This is a genomic window from Kushneria sp. EE4 (genome assembly GCF_977968315.1).
Genome location: NZ_OZ386212.1, coordinates 1,802,488 through 1,821,070, shown reverse-complemented (window position 1 = coordinate 1,821,070; position 18,583 = coordinate 1,802,488). Strand labels below are relative to the sequence as shown.

The 18,583-nt window shown below is 60.1% G+C and carries 17 protein-coding genes; 10 read left to right on the top strand and 7 right to left on the bottom strand.

All coding sequences use genetic code 11. From position 1 onward, the window contains the following. Positions 1–138 precede the first annotated feature (138 nt). From rpsF to ACXMYO_RS08325, 9 genes are all read left to right on the top strand, one after another. The gene (gene rpsF / locus ACXMYO_RS08365; protein WP_115852664.1) at positions 139–573 is read left to right on the top strand and encodes a 30S ribosomal protein S6; all 435 of its coding nucleotides are present in this window, start codon (positions 139–141) and stop codon (positions 571–573) included. 41 nt (positions 574–614) lie between these two features. Then, positions 615–842, top strand: a complete 228-nt coding sequence (gene rpsR / locus ACXMYO_RS08360; protein ID WP_086622313.1) for a 30S ribosomal protein S18 — start codon at positions 615–617, stop codon at positions 840–842. Between the two features lie 12 nt (positions 843–854). Continuing rightward, complete coding sequence (locus tag ACXMYO_RS08355; RefSeq protein WP_438768210.1) at positions 855–1,706, top strand: hypothetical protein; 852 nt, start codon at positions 855–857, stop codon at positions 1,704–1,706. A 12-nt stretch (positions 1,707–1,718) separates the two neighbouring features. After that, entirely contained in the window at positions 1,719–2,165 is a 447-nt protein-coding gene (gene rplI, locus ACXMYO_RS08350; protein ID WP_438768209.1) for a 50S ribosomal protein L9, read from the top strand. Between the two features lie 182 nt (positions 2,166–2,347). Then, positions 2,348–3,733 (top strand): replicative DNA helicase, encoded by a 1,386-nt coding sequence (dnaB, locus tag ACXMYO_RS08345; protein WP_457808392.1) that lies wholly within the window; start codon positions 2,348–2,350, stop codon positions 3,731–3,733. An 86-nt stretch (positions 3,734–3,819) separates the two neighbouring features. Next, entirely contained in the window at positions 3,820–4,116 is a 297-nt protein-coding gene (locus tag ACXMYO_RS08340; RefSeq protein WP_086899441.1) for a hypothetical protein, read from the top strand. Between the two features lie 248 nt (positions 4,117–4,364). Then, positions 4,365–8,297 carry an amino acid adenylation domain-containing protein gene (locus ACXMYO_RS08335; protein ID WP_457808391.1) on the top strand — a complete coding sequence of 1,311 codons (3,933 nt, stop codon included), beginning with the start codon at positions 4,365–4,367 and terminating at the stop codon, positions 8,295–8,297. Beyond that, positions 8,294–9,226: a hypothetical protein gene (locus ACXMYO_RS08330; protein ID WP_457808390.1), complete on the top strand. Its 933-nt coding sequence runs from the start codon at positions 8,294–8,296 to the stop codon at positions 9,224–9,226. Before ACXMYO_RS08335 ends, ACXMYO_RS08330 begins: the two co-directional genes overlap by 4 nt. 148 nt (positions 9,227–9,374) lie before the next feature. Further along, positions 9,375–9,677 (top strand): DUF6482 family protein, encoded by a 303-nt coding sequence (locus tag ACXMYO_RS08325; RefSeq protein WP_438768204.1) that lies wholly within the window; start codon positions 9,375–9,377, stop codon positions 9,675–9,677. Between the two features lie 117 nt (positions 9,678–9,794). Here the strand turns inward: ACXMYO_RS08325 and ACXMYO_RS08320 are convergent, their stop codons facing one another. After that, positions 9,795–11,387: a cryptochrome/photolyase family protein gene (locus ACXMYO_RS08320; RefSeq protein WP_457808389.1), complete on the bottom strand. Its 1,593-nt coding sequence runs from the start codon at positions 11,385–11,387 to the stop codon at positions 9,795–9,797. A 139-nt stretch (positions 11,388–11,526) separates the two neighbouring features. Between ACXMYO_RS08320 and hemH the strand changes: the two genes are divergently transcribed. Next, a complete protein-coding gene (hemH, locus tag ACXMYO_RS08315; RefSeq protein ID WP_438768201.1) occupies positions 11,527–12,516 on the top strand; it encodes a ferrochelatase in 990 nt (329 codons plus the stop codon). A gap of 26 nt (positions 12,517–12,542) precedes the next feature. On the opposite strand, the gene ACXMYO_RS08310 is transcribed toward hemH, so the two are convergent. Genes ACXMYO_RS08310 through ACXMYO_RS08285 form a run of 6 tightly spaced genes read right to left on the bottom strand, consistent with a single transcriptional unit; the run spans position 12,543 to position 18,402 of the window. Continuing rightward, a complete protein-coding gene (locus ACXMYO_RS08310; protein WP_438768200.1) occupies positions 12,543–12,968 on the bottom strand; it encodes a Na+/H+ antiporter subunit G in 426 nt (141 codons plus the stop codon). 9 nt (positions 12,969–12,977) lie between these two features. Beyond that, positions 12,978–13,247, bottom strand: coding sequence for a K+/H+ antiporter subunit F (locus ACXMYO_RS08305; RefSeq protein WP_090133492.1), 270 nt, complete (start codon positions 13,245–13,247; stop codon positions 12,978–12,980). Next, the gene (locus ACXMYO_RS08300; protein WP_457808388.1) at positions 13,244–13,735 is read right to left on the bottom strand and encodes a Na+/H+ antiporter subunit E; all 492 of its coding nucleotides are present in this window, start codon (positions 13,733–13,735) and stop codon (positions 13,244–13,246) included. The genes ACXMYO_RS08305 and ACXMYO_RS08300 overlap by 4 nt, the downstream gene beginning before the upstream one ends. After that, entirely contained in the window at positions 13,725–15,260 is a 1,536-nt protein-coding gene (locus tag ACXMYO_RS08295; RefSeq protein ID WP_457808387.1) for a monovalent cation/H+ antiporter subunit D, read from the bottom strand. The genes ACXMYO_RS08300 and ACXMYO_RS08295 overlap by 11 nt, the downstream gene beginning before the upstream one ends. Beyond that, positions 15,257–15,610 (bottom strand): Na+/H+ antiporter subunit C, encoded by a 354-nt coding sequence (locus ACXMYO_RS08290; protein ID WP_438768196.1) that lies wholly within the window; start codon positions 15,608–15,610, stop codon positions 15,257–15,259. Before ACXMYO_RS08290 ends, ACXMYO_RS08295 begins: the two co-directional genes overlap by 4 nt. Next, on the bottom strand, positions 15,610–18,402 hold the full coding sequence (locus tag ACXMYO_RS08285; protein WP_457808386.1) for a monovalent cation/H+ antiporter subunit A: 2,793 nt from the start codon (positions 18,400–18,402) through the stop codon (positions 15,610–15,612). Before ACXMYO_RS08285 ends, ACXMYO_RS08290 begins: the two co-directional genes overlap by 1 nt. Positions 18,403–18,583 lie beyond the last annotated feature (181 nt).

The following is an 18,583-nucleotide window of genomic DNA, read 5'->3' as shown; positions in this document are numbered from 1 at the left end:
CCGCCGAATGCATTTGCAGGACACGAGACAATGGCTTCGATCCTGCCCTTGTAACGAAAAATACCCTTCTATCAACTCCTTGCTTCCCATGGCGGCTGTGTCTGTCATCGAGAAGCTGTCAAACCGAAAGGAGACACCATGCGTCATTACGAAATCGTGGTCATGGTCCACCCGGACCAGAGCGAGCAGGTGCCTGCCATGATCGAGCGCTATACAGGGCTTGTGACTGAAAACGGCGGCACGGTTCATCGTCTTGAAGACTGGGGCCGCCGTCATCTGGCCTACCCGATCAACAAGATCCACAAGGCTCACTACGTTCTGATGAACGTTGAATGCAGCGGCGAAACGCTGGCTGAACTGGAAAACATCTTCCGTTTCAACGATGCCATCATTCGCAATATGGTCGTGCGTTGCACTGAAGCCGTCACCGAAGCATCGCCGATGATGAAAGCGGCTGATGAAAAGGGACGCCGTCGTGAACGCTCCGATGACGATCGCCCGCGCGACCGTTCTGATTCTGATGACGATCGCCCGCGCGAACGCTCTGATGAGTCGACCGAAGCTGCCTCCTGAGCTGATGCTCTGGCCTGAATCCACCTACTGGAGAGACTGACATGGCCCGTTTTTTCCGTCGTCGCAAGTTTTGCCGCTTCACCGCTGAAGGCGTGAAGTACATTGATTACAAGGACCTCGACACGCTGAAGGCCTACGTGACCGAGACCGGCAAGATCGTCCCGAGCCGTATTACCGGTACGCGTGCCCGTTATCAGCGTCAGCTGGCTACCGCGATCAAGCGCGCTCGCTATCTGGCCCTGCTGCCCTATACCGACAGCCACCAATAAGCTGCCTACGCCATGCAGGGTTTCGCTCGCTGGGTAATGCAGAGTACGCCGCGCGCGATTGGCGTGGCGCTGCTGGGCTCGCTGGTTCCATGGCTTTTTTGGCTCTCTGCTGCCATCAGTGCTCTGGTGACACTACGCCGCGGTCTTGGCCCGGCGTCACCGGTCGTACTGGCAGCTGCGCTGCCGGCAGGCTGGTGGTGGATGCAGGGGGACGCCATTCCGCTGGCCAGTATTCTGCTGGTTACAGCCATGGCCATTATCCTTCGAGAGCGATTTCGCTGGGGTGAAACCCTGCTGGCAGGGGCTGTTGTGGTGGCCGTGTTGATCCAGATCGGGATCTTCGCGCCGCCTGATGCCTCGCAGCTGATAGAGGAAGTCCGCGCTCAGGCACCGGAAATTGACGAACTGCTTCGACAGTACGCAAGTCAGGGTGTGCCGGTTGAACGACTGGCACTGTTGATGATCTCGGCCGTTACCGGGCTGATGGTCATGCTGGCCGCGACCGCCTGCCTTGCGCTGGCGCGCAGCTGGCAGGCCGGTCTGTATAACCCTGGCGGTTTCCGTGAGGAGTTCCATGGCTTTCGCCTGTCGAAGCTGGAGCTCGCCGGCGTGGTCGCCATGACCGCGATTGGCATTCTGGGTGCGTTTCCAGGCGCTGTATTGATGGCCTGGGTGCCTCTACTGGTAGCGGGCATTGCCCTGGTACACGGTGTGGTAGGTGTAAAGTCCATGAGAGGGTTCTGGCTGGTCGGCTTTTATGCACTGCTGCTGACCACCTGGCCCACGTTAGTGATAGTGCTGCTGCTGGCGCTGATAGATACTTTTGCGGATTTCCGCACGCGTCTGATCGGCAGTCAACGTTAAGAGGTCCACGAGATGGAAGTCATTCTGCTCGACAAGCTCGGCAAGCTGGGAGAACTGGGCGACCAGGTCAGCGTCAAGCCGGGTTACGGTCGTAACTACCTGGTGCCCTACGGCCTGGCCGTTCCGGCAACCAAAGCCAACGTCGAAGCCTTCGAAACACGTCGCGCCGAGCTCGAGTCCAACGCCGCAGAGCGTCAGGCCGAAGCAGAGCGTCGCGCCGAAGAGCTGTCCGAGATCGAGCTGTCGCTCGTCGCTCGCGCCGGCGAGGAAGGCAAGCTGTTCGGTTCCATCGGTCCGCGCGATCTGGCTGATGCCATCGCTCAGGCCGGTATCGATGTGGCACGCAGCGAAGTGCGCATGCCGACAGGTCCGATTCGCCAGACCGGCGAATACGACATCGAGCTGCGTCTGCACTCCGATGTTACCGCCAGCGTTCGCGTGGTCGTTGTTGCTGAATAAGCCATCGTGATGGCGCTGTGCATATCGATGATATGCCACGAGAAGGGGCACCTTGTGTGCCCCTTTTTTTAATGACTGCTCACGCACGGAAGAGATCATGACATGTTCTTCCTGCGGGCGTAGGCTATGACCCTGCGCTGAATCACTCTCCCGGGTAAGTCGTAATATGGTTAATCGTCGTCATGAGTGAAGTGATCGAATACGATCGGGAAACCGCTGCGCTCAAGGTGCCGCCGCACTCGCTTGAAGCCGAGCAATCCGTTCTGGGTGGTCTGATGCTGGACAATCAGGCCTGGGATGAGATTGCCGACCGTCTGGTCAGCGATGACTTCTACCGTATCGAGCATCGTGATGTCTTCAAGGCCATGGGGCGTCTGGCAGAACAAAGCCGACCTCTGGATGTGGTGACGCTTTCCGAAGAGCTTGAGTCCCACGACCTTCTCGATCGGGTAGGCGGACTCTCCTATCTGGCCGAGCTTGCCCGCAATACGCCATCTGCCAGTAACATCCGCGCCTACGCCGATATCGTGCGTGAGCGTGCCGCGCTTCGAAAACTGATTACCGCCGCCAACCAGATCGCCGAAGGCGCCTTTAACCCTCAGGGGCGTTCGGCCGACGAGCTTGTCAATGAAGCCGAGCGACTGGTCTTTCAGATATCGGAATCGCGTCCCAAAAGCGGTGGCGCCATCGGCATGAGCGATCTGCTGAGCAAGGCAGTGGATCGCATCGATGAGCTGTTCAATCTCAAGGGACAGATGACGGGGCTGTCGACCGGTTTTCGCGACCTGGATGACATGACCTCCGGCCTCCAGCCTTCCGATCTAGTGATCGTGGCGGGGCGCCCCTCGATGGGCAAGACCACCTTTGCCATGAACTTGGTCGAGCACGCCGTGGTCAGCAGCGACAAGGCGGTCGTGGTTTTTTCGATGGAGATGCCGGCCGAGTCGCTGATGCTGCGCATGATCTCCTCGCTGGGGCGCATCGACCAGACTCGGGTGCGTAACGGACAGCTCGAGGATGAGGACTGGCCGCGGCTGACCTCGGCGGTCAATCTGCTCAAGGACAAAAAGCTTTACGTGGATGATACCGCGGCACTCTCGCCCAATGAGATGCGCTCGCGAAGCCGGCGTATCGCGCGAGATGCCGGCGGTATCGGCATGATCATGATCGACTATCTGCAGCTGATGCAGGTGCCGGGCATGTCGGAAAATCGTACCGCGGAAATTTCGGAAATTTCGCGTGCGCTCAAGGGGCTGGCCCGGGAATTCAACTGCCCGGTCGTGGCACTGTCGCAGCTTAACCGTTCGCTCGAGCAGCGTCCCAACAAGCGACCGGTCATGTCGGATCTGCGCGAGTCCGGCGCCATTGAGCAGGATGCTGACGTCATCGCCTTCGTTTATCGTGACGAGGTCTACAACAAGGACAACCCCGACAACAAGGGGCTGGCCGAGCTGATTATCGGCAAGCAGCGTAACGGGCCCATCGGCACTGTGCACATGGCCTTTATCGGCAGGTACACCCGGTTTGAGGATCTTGCGCCGGGCAGTTACGGCCAGTACGAAGAGTAAACCGCACCGAGTGCGTGTTCTGATCGATCAAATACGGCGCCCCGGGCGCCATTTCCTTTTTCCTGATAAGCCTGACAGGAGTCAACATGCCGGCTGGATACCGTCGCGGCGGACGTCGTCAACCCAAACTGGAAGCACGTGGCACGCTTGAAAGCGTCGAAACCGAGGGCCCCTTCAAGGAGTGGCTGGGCATGCCGGATCTCTACCGGCACACCCTGACCGTTAACGGTGAGGTCTACTCCTATCAGGTTGAAGAAGCCCAGCTTGATGTGTCGATAGGCGACTACGTTGTATTTCGCTACAAGGAAACCAAGGCGGGGCGCTGGATCGATCGCCGCTCGCTGGGTGTGGCCATTGATCCGGCCACCTTCAATCGCGAGTAGGCATCAGGCCCCGGCAGGCTTTGAGCAGATAACGAACGGGACCGGATGGCAACATTCGGTCCCGTTTTGCATGCGCTCACGTCGGTGAAAAGAAATATCGGGCGCTTTATTTGAAATGAGAACCATTATTATTTAAATTCAGGCGTCTATCCGTTCACAGCATTGCGGTCGGGAAGCGTTTTTCCTTTCGACCGGTGTACTGTCATCAAGACCCGCAAAGGGGTGGTATTGCAGAAGATGGTGATCTCATGAGTCAGGCCGATTTTCTTCCCGTCAGCGGCGCGCAGGCCGGTATCTGGTACGGCCAGCAAAGCAGTACCTGTCAGGGAGGATATTCCACCGCACAGTGCCTTGAGTTCACGGGTGCCATCGATATCGACCGGCTGGCACTGGCAGCGTCGATGGCCGTGAGCGAGGCCGACGGGCTGTTTGAGGGCTTTGTGGCCACTGACAACGGACCGGCAAGGACTGCGGGCAGTGGCACCGGCCGGGCCGTCGTGCCGGAGATCATCGATTTGCGCGATAATCCTTATGCCCGCGAGCTGGCATGGCATCAGATGGCCGCTCGTCGGGAAGCCCCCTTTGCGCTGGAAAAAGGACCGCTGTATCGCCAGGCTCTCTGGCGCCTGGCAGACGGCCACATCCTCTGGTGGCTCAACATGCACCACGTGGCGGCGGATGCCTGGGCCTATGGGCTGATACAGCAGCGCGCCGCCGAGCACTATATCGCGCTGGGCAAGGGAGAAAACGCCAGAGCCGGCTGGTATGGCAGCATTGATCGCGTCATCGAGGAGGAGCAGGGCTATCTGGCCGGTCCGGCGCTGGCCAAAGACCGTGCCCACTGGCACGCCCTGTTCGCCGATGATCCCGAACCCGTGTCACCGTCGGGACGGTTTGCCCCGGCGCAGCCCCATGCACTGCGCTGCGAGATGGCGCTGGGTCATCATGAGAGTCAGCAATTTCATGAACAGTGCCGGGCACAGCAGCAGGGGCTTGCCGAAGCCATTCTGGCGGCCAGCGGGGCCTGGTATGCGCGCATGTGTCAGCGCAGTGACGTGACGCTGGGCGTGCCCATGATGGGGCGCATGCAGGGGGCAGCGCTGCGTGCCCCCATGACTCAGGTCAATATGCTGCCGCTGCGGTTGCAAAACGACTTCAGTGCCACGCCGCTGCAGTGGTGCCGGTCGGCGGCCGAGTCGCTGGCCAGCCTGCGCCGTCATCAGCGTTACCGCCACGAGTGGCTGCTGCGGGACCTGGGGCGCCGTCCCGGCAGGCGTCCGCTTCTGGGCATGCACGTCAACGTTCTGCCGTTTGATTCAAGCGGTCAGTGGCCGCAAAGCCGGGTATACCGGCATCATCTCGTGGCGGGCCCGGTCGATGATCTGGTCTTTTCGGTCTATCTCGGCGGTGACAGCGAGGCCATGCGCCTGGCGCTCGATGGCAACCCCGCACTGTATGACAAGGCCGAGCTTGAGTGTCATCTCGCGCGCCTGGCGCAGTGGCTTGTCAATTTCATGGCCGCACCTGAAGCGCCGGTGGAAGAGCTGATGCTGGCCACTCCCGAGGATCGTGAGGCGCTGGCACGCTTTAATGCCACCGACCACCCGGTGGAAAAGACACACATGGCCACGCTTTTCGAGCGTCAGGTCAGTGAAACGCCGGATGCGCCGGCGCTGGTGGCGCAAGGCCATACTCTGGATTACCAGGCGCTGGGACGTCAGGTTCAGGCGCTGGCCGATACCCTGACCGGGCAGGGCGTCTGCCCGGGTGACTCAGTGGGTGTGGCGCTGCCGCGTTCGCTGGAAATGCAGGTGGCGCTGCTGGCCATCCATCATGTGGGGGCCGCCTGGCTGCCGCTGCCGCTGGAATACCCGGATGCGCGCCTCGACGATATCGTCACGCGCGCCGCACCGCGTCTGATCCTGAGCTTTGAGTCGCAGCGCGAGCGCTTTGCCCGCACTCCGGTCGTGAATCCGGCGCTGGCGGACAGTTCCGGGGCTCGAGCACTGGTGCCCGGCAGTGCAGGGCAGCGTAACGTCGCACTGGGCGCCTATATTCTGTTTACCTCCGGGTCGACCGGCACGCCCAAGGGGGTACTGGTCGAGCATCACGCCATCGTCAACCGCATCCTCTGGATGCAGGGGCGCTATGCACTGGGAGAAAAGGACCGGGTGCTGCAGAAAACGCCCAACGGGTTCGATGTCTCGGTATGGGAATTCCTCTGGCCCATGGTCAGCGGCGCAGCGCTGGTCATGGCGAAGGAGGGCGGACACCGCGACCCGCGCTATCTGATCGACACCATGATCGGTGAGGCGATCACCACGCTGCACTTTGTGCCCTCGATGCTCGATATCCTGCTCGATGAATTGAATGACCGGGACATTGAGCGCCTGCACGCCCTGCGCCAGGTCTTTGTCAGCGGCGAGGCGCTCTCCCGCGAGCTGGAGAGGCGCTTTTTGACCCGTCTGCCCGGTGTGGCCCTGCACAATCTGTATGGCCCGACCGAGGCGGCGGTAGACGTCAGTGCCTGGCAGTGTGATGCCAGCGATACAGGCAGCAGTGTGCCCATTGGCGCACCGATCTGGAATACCCACCTTCATGTGCTTGATGCCGGTTTGCAGCCGGTGCCGCCGGGAATGTCGGGCGAGCTCTACATTGCCGGGCGCAATCTGGCACGCGGCTATCTGGGCCAGCCGGCGCTGACGGCCGAACGCTTTATCGATTGTCCGACGCTTGAGCCCGACTCGAAGCTCTATCGCACCGGTGATCTGGCGCGCTGGCGTTTTGACGGCGTGCTCGAATATCTGGGGCGCATCGACCATCAGATCAAGCTGCGTGGGCAGCGCCTGGAGCTGGGAGAGATCGAGTCCGTCATGCTCTCCCATGATGAGGTGGCGCACGCCGTGGTCAGCGTTCACGGTAGCGGCAACAGTGCCCGGCTGGTCGGCTATGTCGTGCCCCGGGATGCTCGGACCCTTGAGCTGGATACGCTCAAGCGCCATCTGGCTCGTACTCTGCCGGACTATATGGTTCCCGGGACGATCATGATGCTTGAGGCGCTGCCGCTGAGCCCCAATGGCAAGCTCGATCGTCGGGCCCTGCCGGCCCCGGAGGCCGGTGAGGAACGCGTTGCACCGGCGACGCCCCGTCAGCAGATCATGGCCGATCTATTTGCAGAAGTCCTCGGCCTTGAGCGCGTCGGTATCCGGGACAACTTCTTCGATCTGGGTGGCAATTCGCTGAACGCGCTGCAGCTGATGCGACGTCTCAACGAGGCGCTGGGATCAAGTCTGACCATTGCCACGCTGTTTGAAGCACCGACCATCGAGGCACTTGATGCGCTCGATTTGGCGGGCGCTGCGGCCGGCGGGCTGGATGTGGTACTGCCGCTGCGCGAAGGTGGCGAGGCATCGCCCGTTTTTTGCATCCATCCGGCGGGCGGTCTGGCCTGGTGCTATGCGGGGCTTGCACGCACGCTGTCGTCCCGCTATCCCTTGTATGGCCTGCAGGCACGCGGACTGCTGCCGGAGAGTCGACTGCCGGAGACCATGGAGGCGATGGCGCATGACTACATCGAACAGATGCGTCGACGCCAGCCTCACGGGCCCTATTATCTGCTGGGCTGGTCGGTTGGCGGCATGATCGCGCATACCATGGCTGCCCTGCTGGAGCGGGAAGGCGAGGAGGTTGGCATGCTGGCGCTGCTGGATGCCTACCCGGCGGACCTCTGGCGCGACATGACGCCACCGGATGAAGGCATGGCGCTTGAGGCGCTTTTGCGTATTGCCGGGCTTGCCGATATGGCGCTGACAGAAGATACCGGATCGCGCCGGGCACAGGTCATTGCGCTGCTACAGCGTGAAGGCAGTGCACTGGGACAGCTGTCATCATCAACGCTGGACGGCCTGGTGGACGTGGTAATCAACAATAGCCGGCTGGTACGCGATACCCATCATCTGGTGTATGGCGGCGACATGCATTTCTTTACGGCGGCCACGCCCCGGGAAGAAGACTGGCTGGATCGACGCGCTTGGCAGCCCTATGTGGGCGGCGACATCGTCAATCTTGATCTGCCGGCCACCCACCCGGAACTCATGCACCAAAGGCATCTGGCAACGATCGCGCAGCGTCTGATGCGCGTGCTCGAATCGCAGCCTGTCTGTTTCGATATGGCGCCATGAGAGCAAGCCAGCCTGAAACGCTCATCGCCGGAATCCTCAAACGCTGTCCTCTGGTGGGGCTTGGGGAGATTCACTGGTGTCCGGAGGTGATGGCCGCGATTACCACGCTGCTGGAAAATCCGGCGCTGGAGGGAACGTTTGACGATATCGTTGTCGAATTTGGCAGCGAGCGTCACCAGGCATGGCTTGACCGCTACATCAGCGGTGAGAACGTCGGTGAGACGGGGCTTGAGGCGGTCCGGCAGGACACGCTCTATTTTCTGCTGTGGAGTCCGCCCGTTTATGCCGACTTCTTCAGGCGTATCCGTGCCATCAATCTGCAGCGGCTTCCAGCGCGTCGCGTTCGCATCGTGTTGGCCGAACCGCGCATTGACTGGGAAACACTCGACAGCGAGACGTTTGCCCTCTGGCACGAACAGCGTGAGAAGGCTTACGCTGAACGTGTCGAGCGGGAGGTGCTTGATAAAGGTCGTCGCGCCATACTGGTGTTCGGGCTGCGTCATCTCACGCATTGCGCTCTGCCCGGTGCGCGATACGCGCCGCTGGCCGAGCGCCTTGTTAAGCGCTACCCAGGGGTGATCGAATTGATTCACCCCTATCATGAGGAAAAGGGCGTCTTTTCAAGCGATCAACGCCTGGAGGATGTACTTCATAATGGTCTGATGATACCCGCCGCTTCCGAGCTCTCGGACGGCCCTGCCATGATCGACCATATCTGGTATCTCGGTGTGCTCGAGCGCCGGATTGCGCTACCCGATGCCCTGTTTGCCGACACGACCCGGCTTGACACGGTTGTGGCTCGACTGCAGCGACTGGGTGAGCAACACCTCATGCGTGCCCGCAAAATGATGACTGCGCCGCAGCGGGCCATTTTTGAAGCCTGTCTGGCACGTCATATCGCCCTCGATCATGACGACCCGGCAATGTAGTCCCGAAAGACCATTATCGGAAAAACAGTGCTGGCACTGACACGGAATAGTCATCCGGCACTGTTACCGTTTTAACGACTGATAGAAACGACATAGAGATATCCATCGCCGAGAGTGCGATGAGAAAAGATAGCCCAGGGAGGGTTACATGGAATTACAGCAACTAAAACAAGCCGCTTCCCACCATCGTGAAATGGAAGTACGCGTTGTACGCAATACGTTAAGCCACATCTACCAGATTGAATGTGAAACGAGCAGCGGCGAGCGCCAAAAGCTCAGTCGCCGGGGCAAGCCCTGTCTGTTTCGCTCGATCGATGAAGCCATCGATCAGCTGCTGGGGGTGGGCATCAGCCACGCCTGGATCGTTCGTCAAAGCGAAGAGGATGGCAGCGACAGCTCACGTCGTCTGGTCCAGCTGGGTCACGTACCCGAGCTTGCCATTGCCGTCTGAGTTTAACGACCACGAATTTGATAGCGGCGCATGCCACTAAAAACACCAGTACATGACATATAAAATGAAATGACTCCGCGCCGGCCCTTGCCGGCGCTTTTTTTTGGATGGTTCGTCTCAATCACTGCCTGTGCCGGTACGCTGGCCATATCCGGCCAGATGATCGCCCTGTCCGTAGGCGGGCTCATAATCCAGCTGATCCAGAAAGCGAATGGCCTGTTCCCGCAGCGCCTGACGCTTGTCGTCGGCCATTTTGTTCAGCGAGCCATAGATGAGCTTCATGCGCTGATTGCCGGCCAGCTGCTTTTCATGGCGTTCCAGAAAGTACCAGTAGAGGCTGTTGAAAGGGCAGGCGTCCTCACCAAGGCTTTTTTTGACGTCATAGCGGCAGTGCTGACAGTGATCCGACATGCGATCGATGTATTTGCCCGAGGCGCAGTAGGGTTTGGAGCCGAGATAGCCACCATCGGCGTAGAGCACCATGCCCAGCGTATTGGGCAGCTCCACCCATTCATAGGCATCGATATAGACGGCCAGATACCAGTCACACAGCGCCTCCGGGCGCACGCCGCACAGCAGGGCGAAATTGCCGGTGACCATCAGTCGCTGAATGTGATGGGCGTAGGCGTTATCCCGGGTCATCTCGATGGCGCGCCTTATGCAGCGCATATCGGTGTCGCCGCTCCAGTAGAAGGCGGGGAGATCCCTGTCGGCCTTTAAAGCATTGCGCTGCTTGTACTCCGGCATGTTCAGCCAGTAGATGCCGCGCACGTATTCACGCCATCCCAGAATCTGGCGTATGAACCCTTCCGCACAGTTAAGGGGAACGCTACCGTCCTGCCAGGCTTTTTCGGCGGCCTGACAAACCTCCAGCGGTCTGAGCAGCCCGGCGTTGAGCGCCCCTGACAGTCGGGCATGGTACAAAAAGGGATGCCGGTCGCTGATGGCGTCCTGATAATCGCCGAAAAAGGGCAGAGCGTGCTCGATGAAATGGGTAAGGTCGTTAAGCGCCTGGCGTCGCGTGACGGGCCAGTTGAAGCCCTCAAGCGAGCCGAAGTGCTGGCCGAAGTGTGTCTCGACCAGCGCCAGAACCTTGCGGGTGATGGCGTCCGGCTTGTGCTGTGGCGTCGCCGGAAAATCGATGTGATCGGGCAGGGGTTTGCGGTTGTCATGATCGAAATTCCACTGATCGCCCTGCGGCTTGCCGTTTTCATCCATCAAAAGGCCGGTCTCGCGACGCATCCAGCGATAAAAGTGTTCCATGCGAAATCGCTGGCGGCCCTGCGCCCATTGATGAAAGCTTTCCCGGGTGCAGAAAAAGCGGTCGTCGTGAACCATGTGCCAGGCCAGGACGCCGTGGCGTCTTTTCTGAATGCGATCAAAAAGACGCCATTCACCGGGATAGGTCACTCGAATTTCGTCACAGTCATAAAGCCGGGCAACACGCTCGGCCTCATCGATCAGGTCGTGGGTATTATCGCCATCATCCAGGCAGGTGTAATGTACCTGCCGACCCTGGCCACGAAGCGTCTCGGCAAAATGACGCATGGCAGAAAAAAGAAAGGCAATCTTTTGTGGATGGTGCGGGACATAGCGTCCCTCTTCCTCGACCTCGAACAAAGCGACCACAGCGTCGGCGGGGGCGCCTGTCAAAACGGGGAGATCATCGGTCAATTGATCACCCAGGATTACGATCAGGGGGCAAGACATTTACACTTCCTGCATGTAGCAAATAGGGACATTTCATCAACACTGTTCAGGCAGCGCTGATAGAATAATTTCATTAAGGTCGTTCTTTTTTGAGGGCTGGCATAATCAAGACCCTCTGGTCACTGCAAGGAGTATAGACATGGCGCAGGCCCCCTTCGGCGTACTGCTGGCCAATCTTGGCACCCCGGATGAACCCACCCCTGCCGCCGTGCGCCGCTATCTGGGTGAATTTTTGTGGGATCGGCGAGTCATCGATGTTTCCCGCCCGCTGTGGTGGTTCATTCTCAACGCCATTGTCCTTCGAACGCGCCCCAAGCGAGTGGCCGAGGCCTATGCCAGCGTTTGGGAGGAGGAAGGCTCGCCGCTGCTGGCCATCGGCCGTCGACAGCAGCGTGCGCTCAAGGCGCATCTGGACGCGCAGTACGGCTGTGATATCCCGGTCGAACTTGGCATGACCTACGGCCGACCGACCATGGAAAGTGCCGGTCTCACCTTTCGTCGTGCCGGGGTCAATCGCATCGTGGTGCTGCCGCTCTACCCGCAGTATTCACGCACCACCACAGCGGCCGTCTTCGACCGCCTGGCCGATGCGCTCAAGCCGTGTCCGGATATTCCCGAGATGCATTTTATCCGCGACTATCATGACGACAGCGGCTACATCTCGGCGCTGGCCGAAAGCGTTCGCGAGCACTGGGCCACACGCGGCAAACAAAATCATCTGCTGATCTCCTGGCACGGCATTCCCAAACGCTATGCCCAGGAAGGCGACCCCTACCCGAAACACTGTCGGGCGACCAGTGAGGCACTGGCTCGGGAGCTGGGGCTTGAGGACAGCGAGTGGACCATGACCTTTCAGTCCCGTTTCGGGCGCGAAGAGTGGCTCAAGCCCTACACCGACGAGACGCTCAAGAACTGGGATGTGAAGACCACCCCCGGCATTGATGTCATCTGTCCGGGCTTTGCAGCCGACTGTCTGGAAACGCTGGAAGAGATTCAGGAAGAAAACCGCGAATACTTCGTTGAAGCCGGTGGTGAAGACTATACCTACGTACCGGCGCTCAACGACCGCGAAAGTCACATTGAGGCGCTGGCAGGGCTGGTCGAGAGAAACACGCGCAACTGGCGCTGAAATCGGGCTGGCGGGCGGTCAGCGCCTCAGGGGCGCTGACCGCTGCCCGGGTCTTCCGGATGCGGCGTATCCGGCTCCTGGGCCACATCCTCTTCGCGAAGCTCGCTGGGCGCCCCGGTTGTCGAGGAGTCGCTGGGCAGCTTTTGATGCAGTGCCACTTTGGCCAGCAGGTGGGCACTGATGGGGGCCGTGATCAGCAAAAAGATGGTGACCAGAAGCAGCTGAATGTGAAAGGTGCGCTCGATTAATACAAAATACAGCATGCAGGCGACCAGAATCAGTCCGACGCCCAGCGTTGTGGCCTTGGCCGGGCCATGCATGCGTAGATAAAAGTCACGCAGATGCACCATGCCAAACGAGCTGATGAAGGTAATCAGCCCGCCGGCGATCAGAAAAAAGGCCGTCAGCGCTTCGAGCGCCGTATCGATCCATGCCTTGTCCAACCACGCCATGATGGCCTCCTATTCGATAATGTCGCCGCGCAGCAGGTACTTGCATACGGCAACGGTACTGATAAATCCCAGCATGGCGATCAGCAGGGCCCCTTCAAAATAGACCCGGGTACTCAGCCAGATCGTGTACAGGATGATCAGGGCAATGCTGTTCACGTACATGGTATCGAGCGCAATGATGCGATCCGGCAGGGAAGGCCCCACCAGCAGCCGGTAGGCGTTGAGAACGATGGCCATGGCGACCAGAAAAAAGCTGATCCACAGCGCAATACCGATCATTCGTAAATCTCCATGAGCGGTCGCTCGTAGCGGTTGTATATCTCGTCGATGACGGCCTGTTCATCGTCGGTATCCAGCACGTGAATCAGCAGGCTGCGCCCGTCGAGTCGCAGGTTCGCCGAAATGGTGCCCGGCGTCAGACTGATGGTGCTGGCCAAAAGCGTGATGCTGAAATCGCGCTTGAGCGTCAGCGGGTACTCAACGAAGGCCGGGCGAGGGCGCCGCCAGGGGCGGGCGATCAGCCAGGCCACTTCCAGATTGGCCAGCAGGATATCCACCATGACGCGCAGGGTGTATCGCAGCAGCAGCAGCGGTTTTTTGACCACCGGCTGGGCATCCCAGAAGCGCTGCGTCATGAGCGGAATGGCGATGCCCAGGATGGCGCCCATGATCACGGAGCCATAGGTAATGACGTCAGACAACATGATCCAGACCAGCGTCAGGATCAGGGAGAGGATAGGCCTTGGAAGGCAGCGTTTAATCAGCATTGACAGACGCTCCTGACGCAACTGAAGAGGTATCGCCCAGCACGGCGCTGCGATACTGGGCGGTATCGGCCACCTGTTCGGCCGTGGCGTGGGTATAACCGCCGATGGGGCCTGCCAGTACGACCAGCAGCGGCGCCGCCGACAGCAGTACAACCGTTCCAACCATCTTGCCTCGCGAGAGACGCTCACTGACCCGGTCGCCGTTATTGTAGCGCCAGAAGACGGTCGAGCCGGCACGCGAGGCGGCCACAACGCCTGCCAGGCTGGACAGCAGCAGCAGCGGCCACAGCCAGAGGCCTTCCGACAGGGTGGCCGTCGACATCAGCCACGCCTTGGCAAGTGCTCCCGACAGCGGCGGAAGCCCGGCCGAACTGACAGCGCCGATCATGTAAAGGGCGCTGAACAGGGTGGCGTACTTGAACTTTCTGCTGCGCACGATACGTGTACCCACCTTGCCGCGCTGATCGGCGATCAAATCGGCCAGCAGGAAAAGCCCGCCGTTGATCAGGGTGGTATGGATCAGATAGAACAGCATGGCGCCGCGCGAGGCCGTGCTGTCCATGCCCAGTCCGCACAACAGGGTGCCGACCGAGATCAGCGTGAAATAAGAGATCTGCATGCGCAGATCGCGCGCGGCCAGCACGGCGATCGTCGCCATGGCAAGGGTGGCCAGCCCGCCCCACCACAGCCAGGGCTGCGCCAGGTTCGAGAGGTCACCAGCCTGTTCCCCGAAAATCAGTGTATAGACACGAAAGATGGCGTAGATCCCCACCTTGGTCATGATGGAGAACAGCGCCGCGATTGGCGCCGGCGCCGAACTGTAGGCGCGTGGCAGCCAGAAATAGAGCGGCAGAATGGCGGCCTTGAGGCCAAAGACCACCAACAGCAGCAGCGCGCCGGCCCGGACAAGGCCCTGTCGATCGGCCGGCAGCTGACTGACGCGTTCGGCCATATCGGCCATGTTGAGCGTGCCGATGGTGCCATACAAAACGCCCAGCGCGATCAGAAACAGGGACGAGCCTGCCAGGTTCAGCACCACGTAGTGCACGCCCGCCTGCACGCGTGACTTGCCCCCGCCATGCATTAACAGCGCATAGGAGGCCAGCAGCAGCACCTCGAAAAACACAAACAGGTTGAACAGATCGCCGGTCAAAAACGCACCGTTGATGCCCATGAGCTGCAGGTGAAAGAGCCCGTGGAAGTTGGAGCCCTGATTGTCTTCGCCACCGCTGGCGTGGATGACGCTTCCCAGTGCCAGCAAAGCGGTCAGCAGTATCATCATGGTCGACAGGCGATCGGCCACCACCACGATGCCATAGGGGGCCTGCCAGTTGCCCAGGCGATAGACCAGCGTGTCGCCGCCGGCGACCTGGCTGACCAGCCAGAAGCCTACTGCGACCAGCAGCGCCGTGGCGGTAATGGAGATGGTGCGCCTGACCGGATCGGCCCCTTCACGCTTTCGCAGCAGGATGATGGCCGTTATCAGGGGCAACAGAACCGGGAGAATGGGCAGATGCTGCATCACGCCTTGTTCTCCCGCGGGTCGTCACGATCGGTACGGCTGCCATCGACGCTGTCGCTGCCCAGATCGCCTCTGGCGCGCATCGCCAGAATGATGGCAAAGGCGGTCATGGCAAAGCCGATGACGATGGCGGTCAGTACCAGTGCCTGCGGTAGCGGGTCGGCGTAGTTGTCATTGGTGCCGACCAGTGCCGCCCCGTGTGTGGTCAGCCCGCCCATGGAGAACAAAAACAGATTGACGGCATAGGAGAGCAGCGTCAGTCCGACGACGACCGGAAAGGTACGTCCGCGCAGGGTCAGATAGACGCCGCTGGCCGTCAGGATACCGGTGGTGATGGCGTAGAGTGCTTCCATCAGGGTGTGTCCTTGTTGGGTCGGTGGGCGGTCGTGAGCTTGCCCAGATTGGCCAGAATCATGAGCGTGGCGCCAACGACGGCCAGATAAATGCCACCATCAAAGATCAGGGCGCTGGCCAGCTCGATATCACCGATCAGGGGCAAGTGAAAATGATCAAAGGTCGAGGTCAAAAACGGATAGCCAAACAGCCAGCTGCATAGCCCGGTGACGGTCGACAGGGCCACACCGGCAATGGCGATGGGCTGGAACTGGAAATCCAGTCGCTGCTGTGCCCACTCCACCCCGCGTGACATGTACAAAAGAATCAGAGCCACCGCCGTAATCAGACCGGCAATGAAGCCACCGCCTGGCTGGTTGTGACCGCGCAGGAAGATGAAAAACGAGACCAGCAGAGCCAGCGGCAGCAGGGTCTGGGAGACCACCATCAACAGTGTCGGGTGGCGGTCGTCGGACCACAGGCGACCTTCCATATCGGTGGCCGGCATGAACAGACGAAGACGGTTCAACAGCTTGAAAATGGCCAGACCGGCAATGGCCAGCACCGTGATTTCGCCCAGCGTATCGAAACCGCGGAAATCCACCAGAATGACGTTAACGACGTTGTGTCCGCCGCCGCCAGGTACGCTCTGGTTGATGAAAAACTCCGAAATGCTGTTGAGATCCCGCGTCAGGACGGCAAAGTTGAGACTCGCCACTGCGCCACCAAAGCCTGTAGCAATCAGGATGTCGCGGACCACGCGAGCGCCACCGGACTCCTTGGGCGTTTTCTGCGGCAGGAAAAAGAGTGCCAGCATCAAAAGGATCATGGTCACGACTTCGACCGACAGCTGGGTCAGGGCCAGATCGGGCGCCGAGAAACGGGCAAAGGTCAGAGCGACCACCAGCCCCACCACGGAGAGCATCAAAAGGGAAATCAGGCGATAGCGGTGCAGCGCGGCTGTCAGCACGCCGCCCATGATCAAAAGTGCGGCGCCCAGTACGACGATCGGATCCAGCGCCTGCTGTTCCAGATTACCGGCCAGCATGTCCAGATCCGCCAGGCCAAGCCCCATGGCCAGCACGGAAACGCCCATCAGCCAGAACATGTAGCGCTGCAGCGAGCCGTTTTCCAATCGATCGATCAGGCGCTGACACAGGCCTACCAGACGCTGAACGAAGGCTTCAAAAATATAGCGGGCGTCCTGCGGACGGAACTGGCGGTTGAAGCGCATCAGATGGCGATGAAGCAGGTGCAACACGATGCCGCCGACAATCACGGCCATGCTCAGCAGCAGCGCCGGATTGATGCCGTGCCAGAGCGCCAGGTGAAATTCGGGCATCTCGCCGGACACGGTCGCGCGTACAGCGTCTTCAAGTATCGGCGACTGGGGCAGGGTAGGTACCAGTCCCACGATGATACACAGCGCCACCAGCAGCTCGACCGGAAAGCGCATCGGCCACGGTGGCTCATGCGGCGTTTTGGGCGGCTCCTGACGAGGGCGGCGGAAAAAGGTGGCATAGGCCAGACGCAGGGAGTAGGCCACGGACAGCAGGCCGCCCAGCGCCGCCAGCAGGGGCACGATCCATGCCAGACCGCCGAACTCTCTTGAAGACAGCACCTCGGTGAAAAACATCTCCTTGGAGATGAAGCCATTCAGCGGCGGCAGTCCCGCCATCGAGACCGTGGCAATACAGGTAAGCACCGTCGTAATCGGCATGAGCCTGTAAAGACCGCCAAGCTTTCGCACATCACGAGTGCCGGTTTCGTGATCCACGATGCCGGCGGCCATGAACAGCGACGCCTTGAACAGGGCGTGATTGATGATGTGAAAAAGGGCGGCCAGCAGTGCCTGTGAATTGCCAAGTCCCAGAAGCGAGGTGATCAGGCCCAGGTGACTGATGGTGGAAAAGGCCAGAATCCCCTTGAGATCGGTTTTCAAAAAGGCAAACCATGCCCCGTACACCAGAGTCACCAGACCGGTCAGGGTGACGATGACTGTCCACAGTTCGGTGCCGGAAAGCGCCGGATGCAGGCGCAGCATCAAAAAGATGCCGGCCTTGACCATGGTGGCCGAGTGTAGATAGGCCGAGACCGGCGTGGGTGCGGCCATGGCATGGGGCAGCCAGAAATGGAACGGAAACTGGGCCGATTTGGTAAAGGCCCCCAGCAGCACCAGTACGAGAATGGCCGGGTAGAGCGGGCTTGCCGTGATCAGATCATGGCTGTCGAGTACCACGCCCATGTCATAGGTGCCCGTGACCCTGCCGATCAGCAAAACGCCTGCCAGCAGCGCCAGCCCTCCGGCACCGGTCACCGTCATCGCCATGCGCGCGCCCTTGCGCGCTGTTGTCTCATGGGACCAGAAACTGATTAGCAAAAAGGAAGAGATACTGGTCAGTTCCCAGAATCCCCATAGCAGCAATAGATTGTCCGACATGACAATGCCGACCATGGCGGTCATGAACAGCATCAAAAAGGCATAGAACCGCGACATCGAGTCCTTTTCGGACAGGTAATAGCGGGTATAAAGGATGATCAACAGCCCGATGCCGAGGATCAGCAGCAAAAACAGCAGCGACAGACCATCCAGCCGAAAGGCCAGCTCAAGGCCCATTGCAGGCAGCCACTGTAATGAAGTGCGCATGACCTCTTCGCCGGCATGCCCCAGATAAAAATAAAGGACAAGGCCAAGCGCGATGGCCGGTGCGACGGCGGTTGCCAAGGCACAGACGGTTCTGCCGCCGCGTATGGCAAGCGCAGGGACGAAAACGCCCAGAAAGGTCAGCAGAGGGATCCAGGGCAGGGTCATGAATGCTTGTTTCCTGATGAAAGGCTTCCAGTGTACTGACTATTCGACATGCCACGAGGGTCGGTGGCCAACAGCGCAGGCGCTGAAGCAGACCGGATGACGGGCATCATGAATAGACGACACAGCGAGCAAATCCCGCGGTGCAGCATGCGTCAGTTGATTCCTTGCAGGGCCGGTCAGA

Bases quoted from the DNA above. Each gene is read 5' to 3' on its own strand.
- rpsR (WP_086622313.1), top strand. From the start codon at position 615: ATGGCCCGTTTTTTCCGTCGTCGCAAGTTTTGCCGCTTCACCGCTGAA.
- ACXMYO_RS08320 (WP_457808389.1), bottom strand. From the start codon at position 11,387: ATGTCTTGCCCCCTGATCGTAATCCTGGGTGATCAATTGACCGATGAT.
- ACXMYO_RS08300 (WP_457808388.1), bottom strand. From the start codon at position 13,735: ATGCTGATTAAACGCTGCCTTCCAAGGCCTATCCTCTCCCTGATCCTG.
- ACXMYO_RS08285 (WP_457808386.1), bottom strand. From the start codon at position 18,402: ATGACCCTGCCCTGGATCCCTCTGCTGACCTTTCTGGGCGTTTTCGTC.
- rpsF (WP_115852664.1), top strand. From the start codon at position 139: ATGCGTCATTACGAAATCGTGGTCATGGTCCACCCGGACCAGAGCGAG.
- ACXMYO_RS08305 (WP_090133492.1), bottom strand. From the start codon at position 13,247: ATGATCGGTATTGCGCTGTGGATCAGCTTTTTTCTGGTCGCCATGGCC.
- hemH (WP_438768201.1), top strand. From the start codon at position 11,527: ATGGCGCAGGCCCCCTTCGGCGTACTGCTGGCCAATCTTGGCACCCCG.
- ACXMYO_RS08355 (WP_438768210.1), top strand. From the start codon at position 855: ATGCAGGGTTTCGCTCGCTGGGTAATGCAGAGTACGCCGCGCGCGATT.
- ACXMYO_RS08340 (WP_086899441.1), top strand. From the start codon at position 3,820: ATGCCGGCTGGATACCGTCGCGGCGGACGTCGTCAACCCAAACTGGAA.
- ACXMYO_RS08290 (WP_438768196.1), bottom strand. From the start codon at position 15,610: ATGGAAGCACTCTACGCCATCACCACCGGTATCCTGACGGCCAGCGGC.
- ACXMYO_RS08330 (WP_457808390.1), top strand. From the start codon at position 8,294: ATGAGAGCAAGCCAGCCTGAAACGCTCATCGCCGGAATCCTCAAACGC.
- dnaB (WP_457808392.1), top strand. From the start codon at position 2,348: ATGAGTGAAGTGATCGAATACGATCGGGAAACCGCTGCGCTCAAGGTG.
- rplI (WP_438768209.1), top strand. From the start codon at position 1,719: ATGGAAGTCATTCTGCTCGACAAGCTCGGCAAGCTGGGAGAACTGGGC.
- ACXMYO_RS08325 (WP_438768204.1), top strand. From the start codon at position 9,375: ATGGAATTACAGCAACTAAAACAAGCCGCTTCCCACCATCGTGAAATG.
- ACXMYO_RS08310 (WP_438768200.1), bottom strand. From the start codon at position 12,968: ATGGCGTGGTTGGACAAGGCATGGATCGATACGGCGCTCGAAGCGCTG.
- ACXMYO_RS08335 (WP_457808391.1), top strand. From the start codon at position 4,365: ATGAGTCAGGCCGATTTTCTTCCCGTCAGCGGCGCGCAGGCCGGTATC.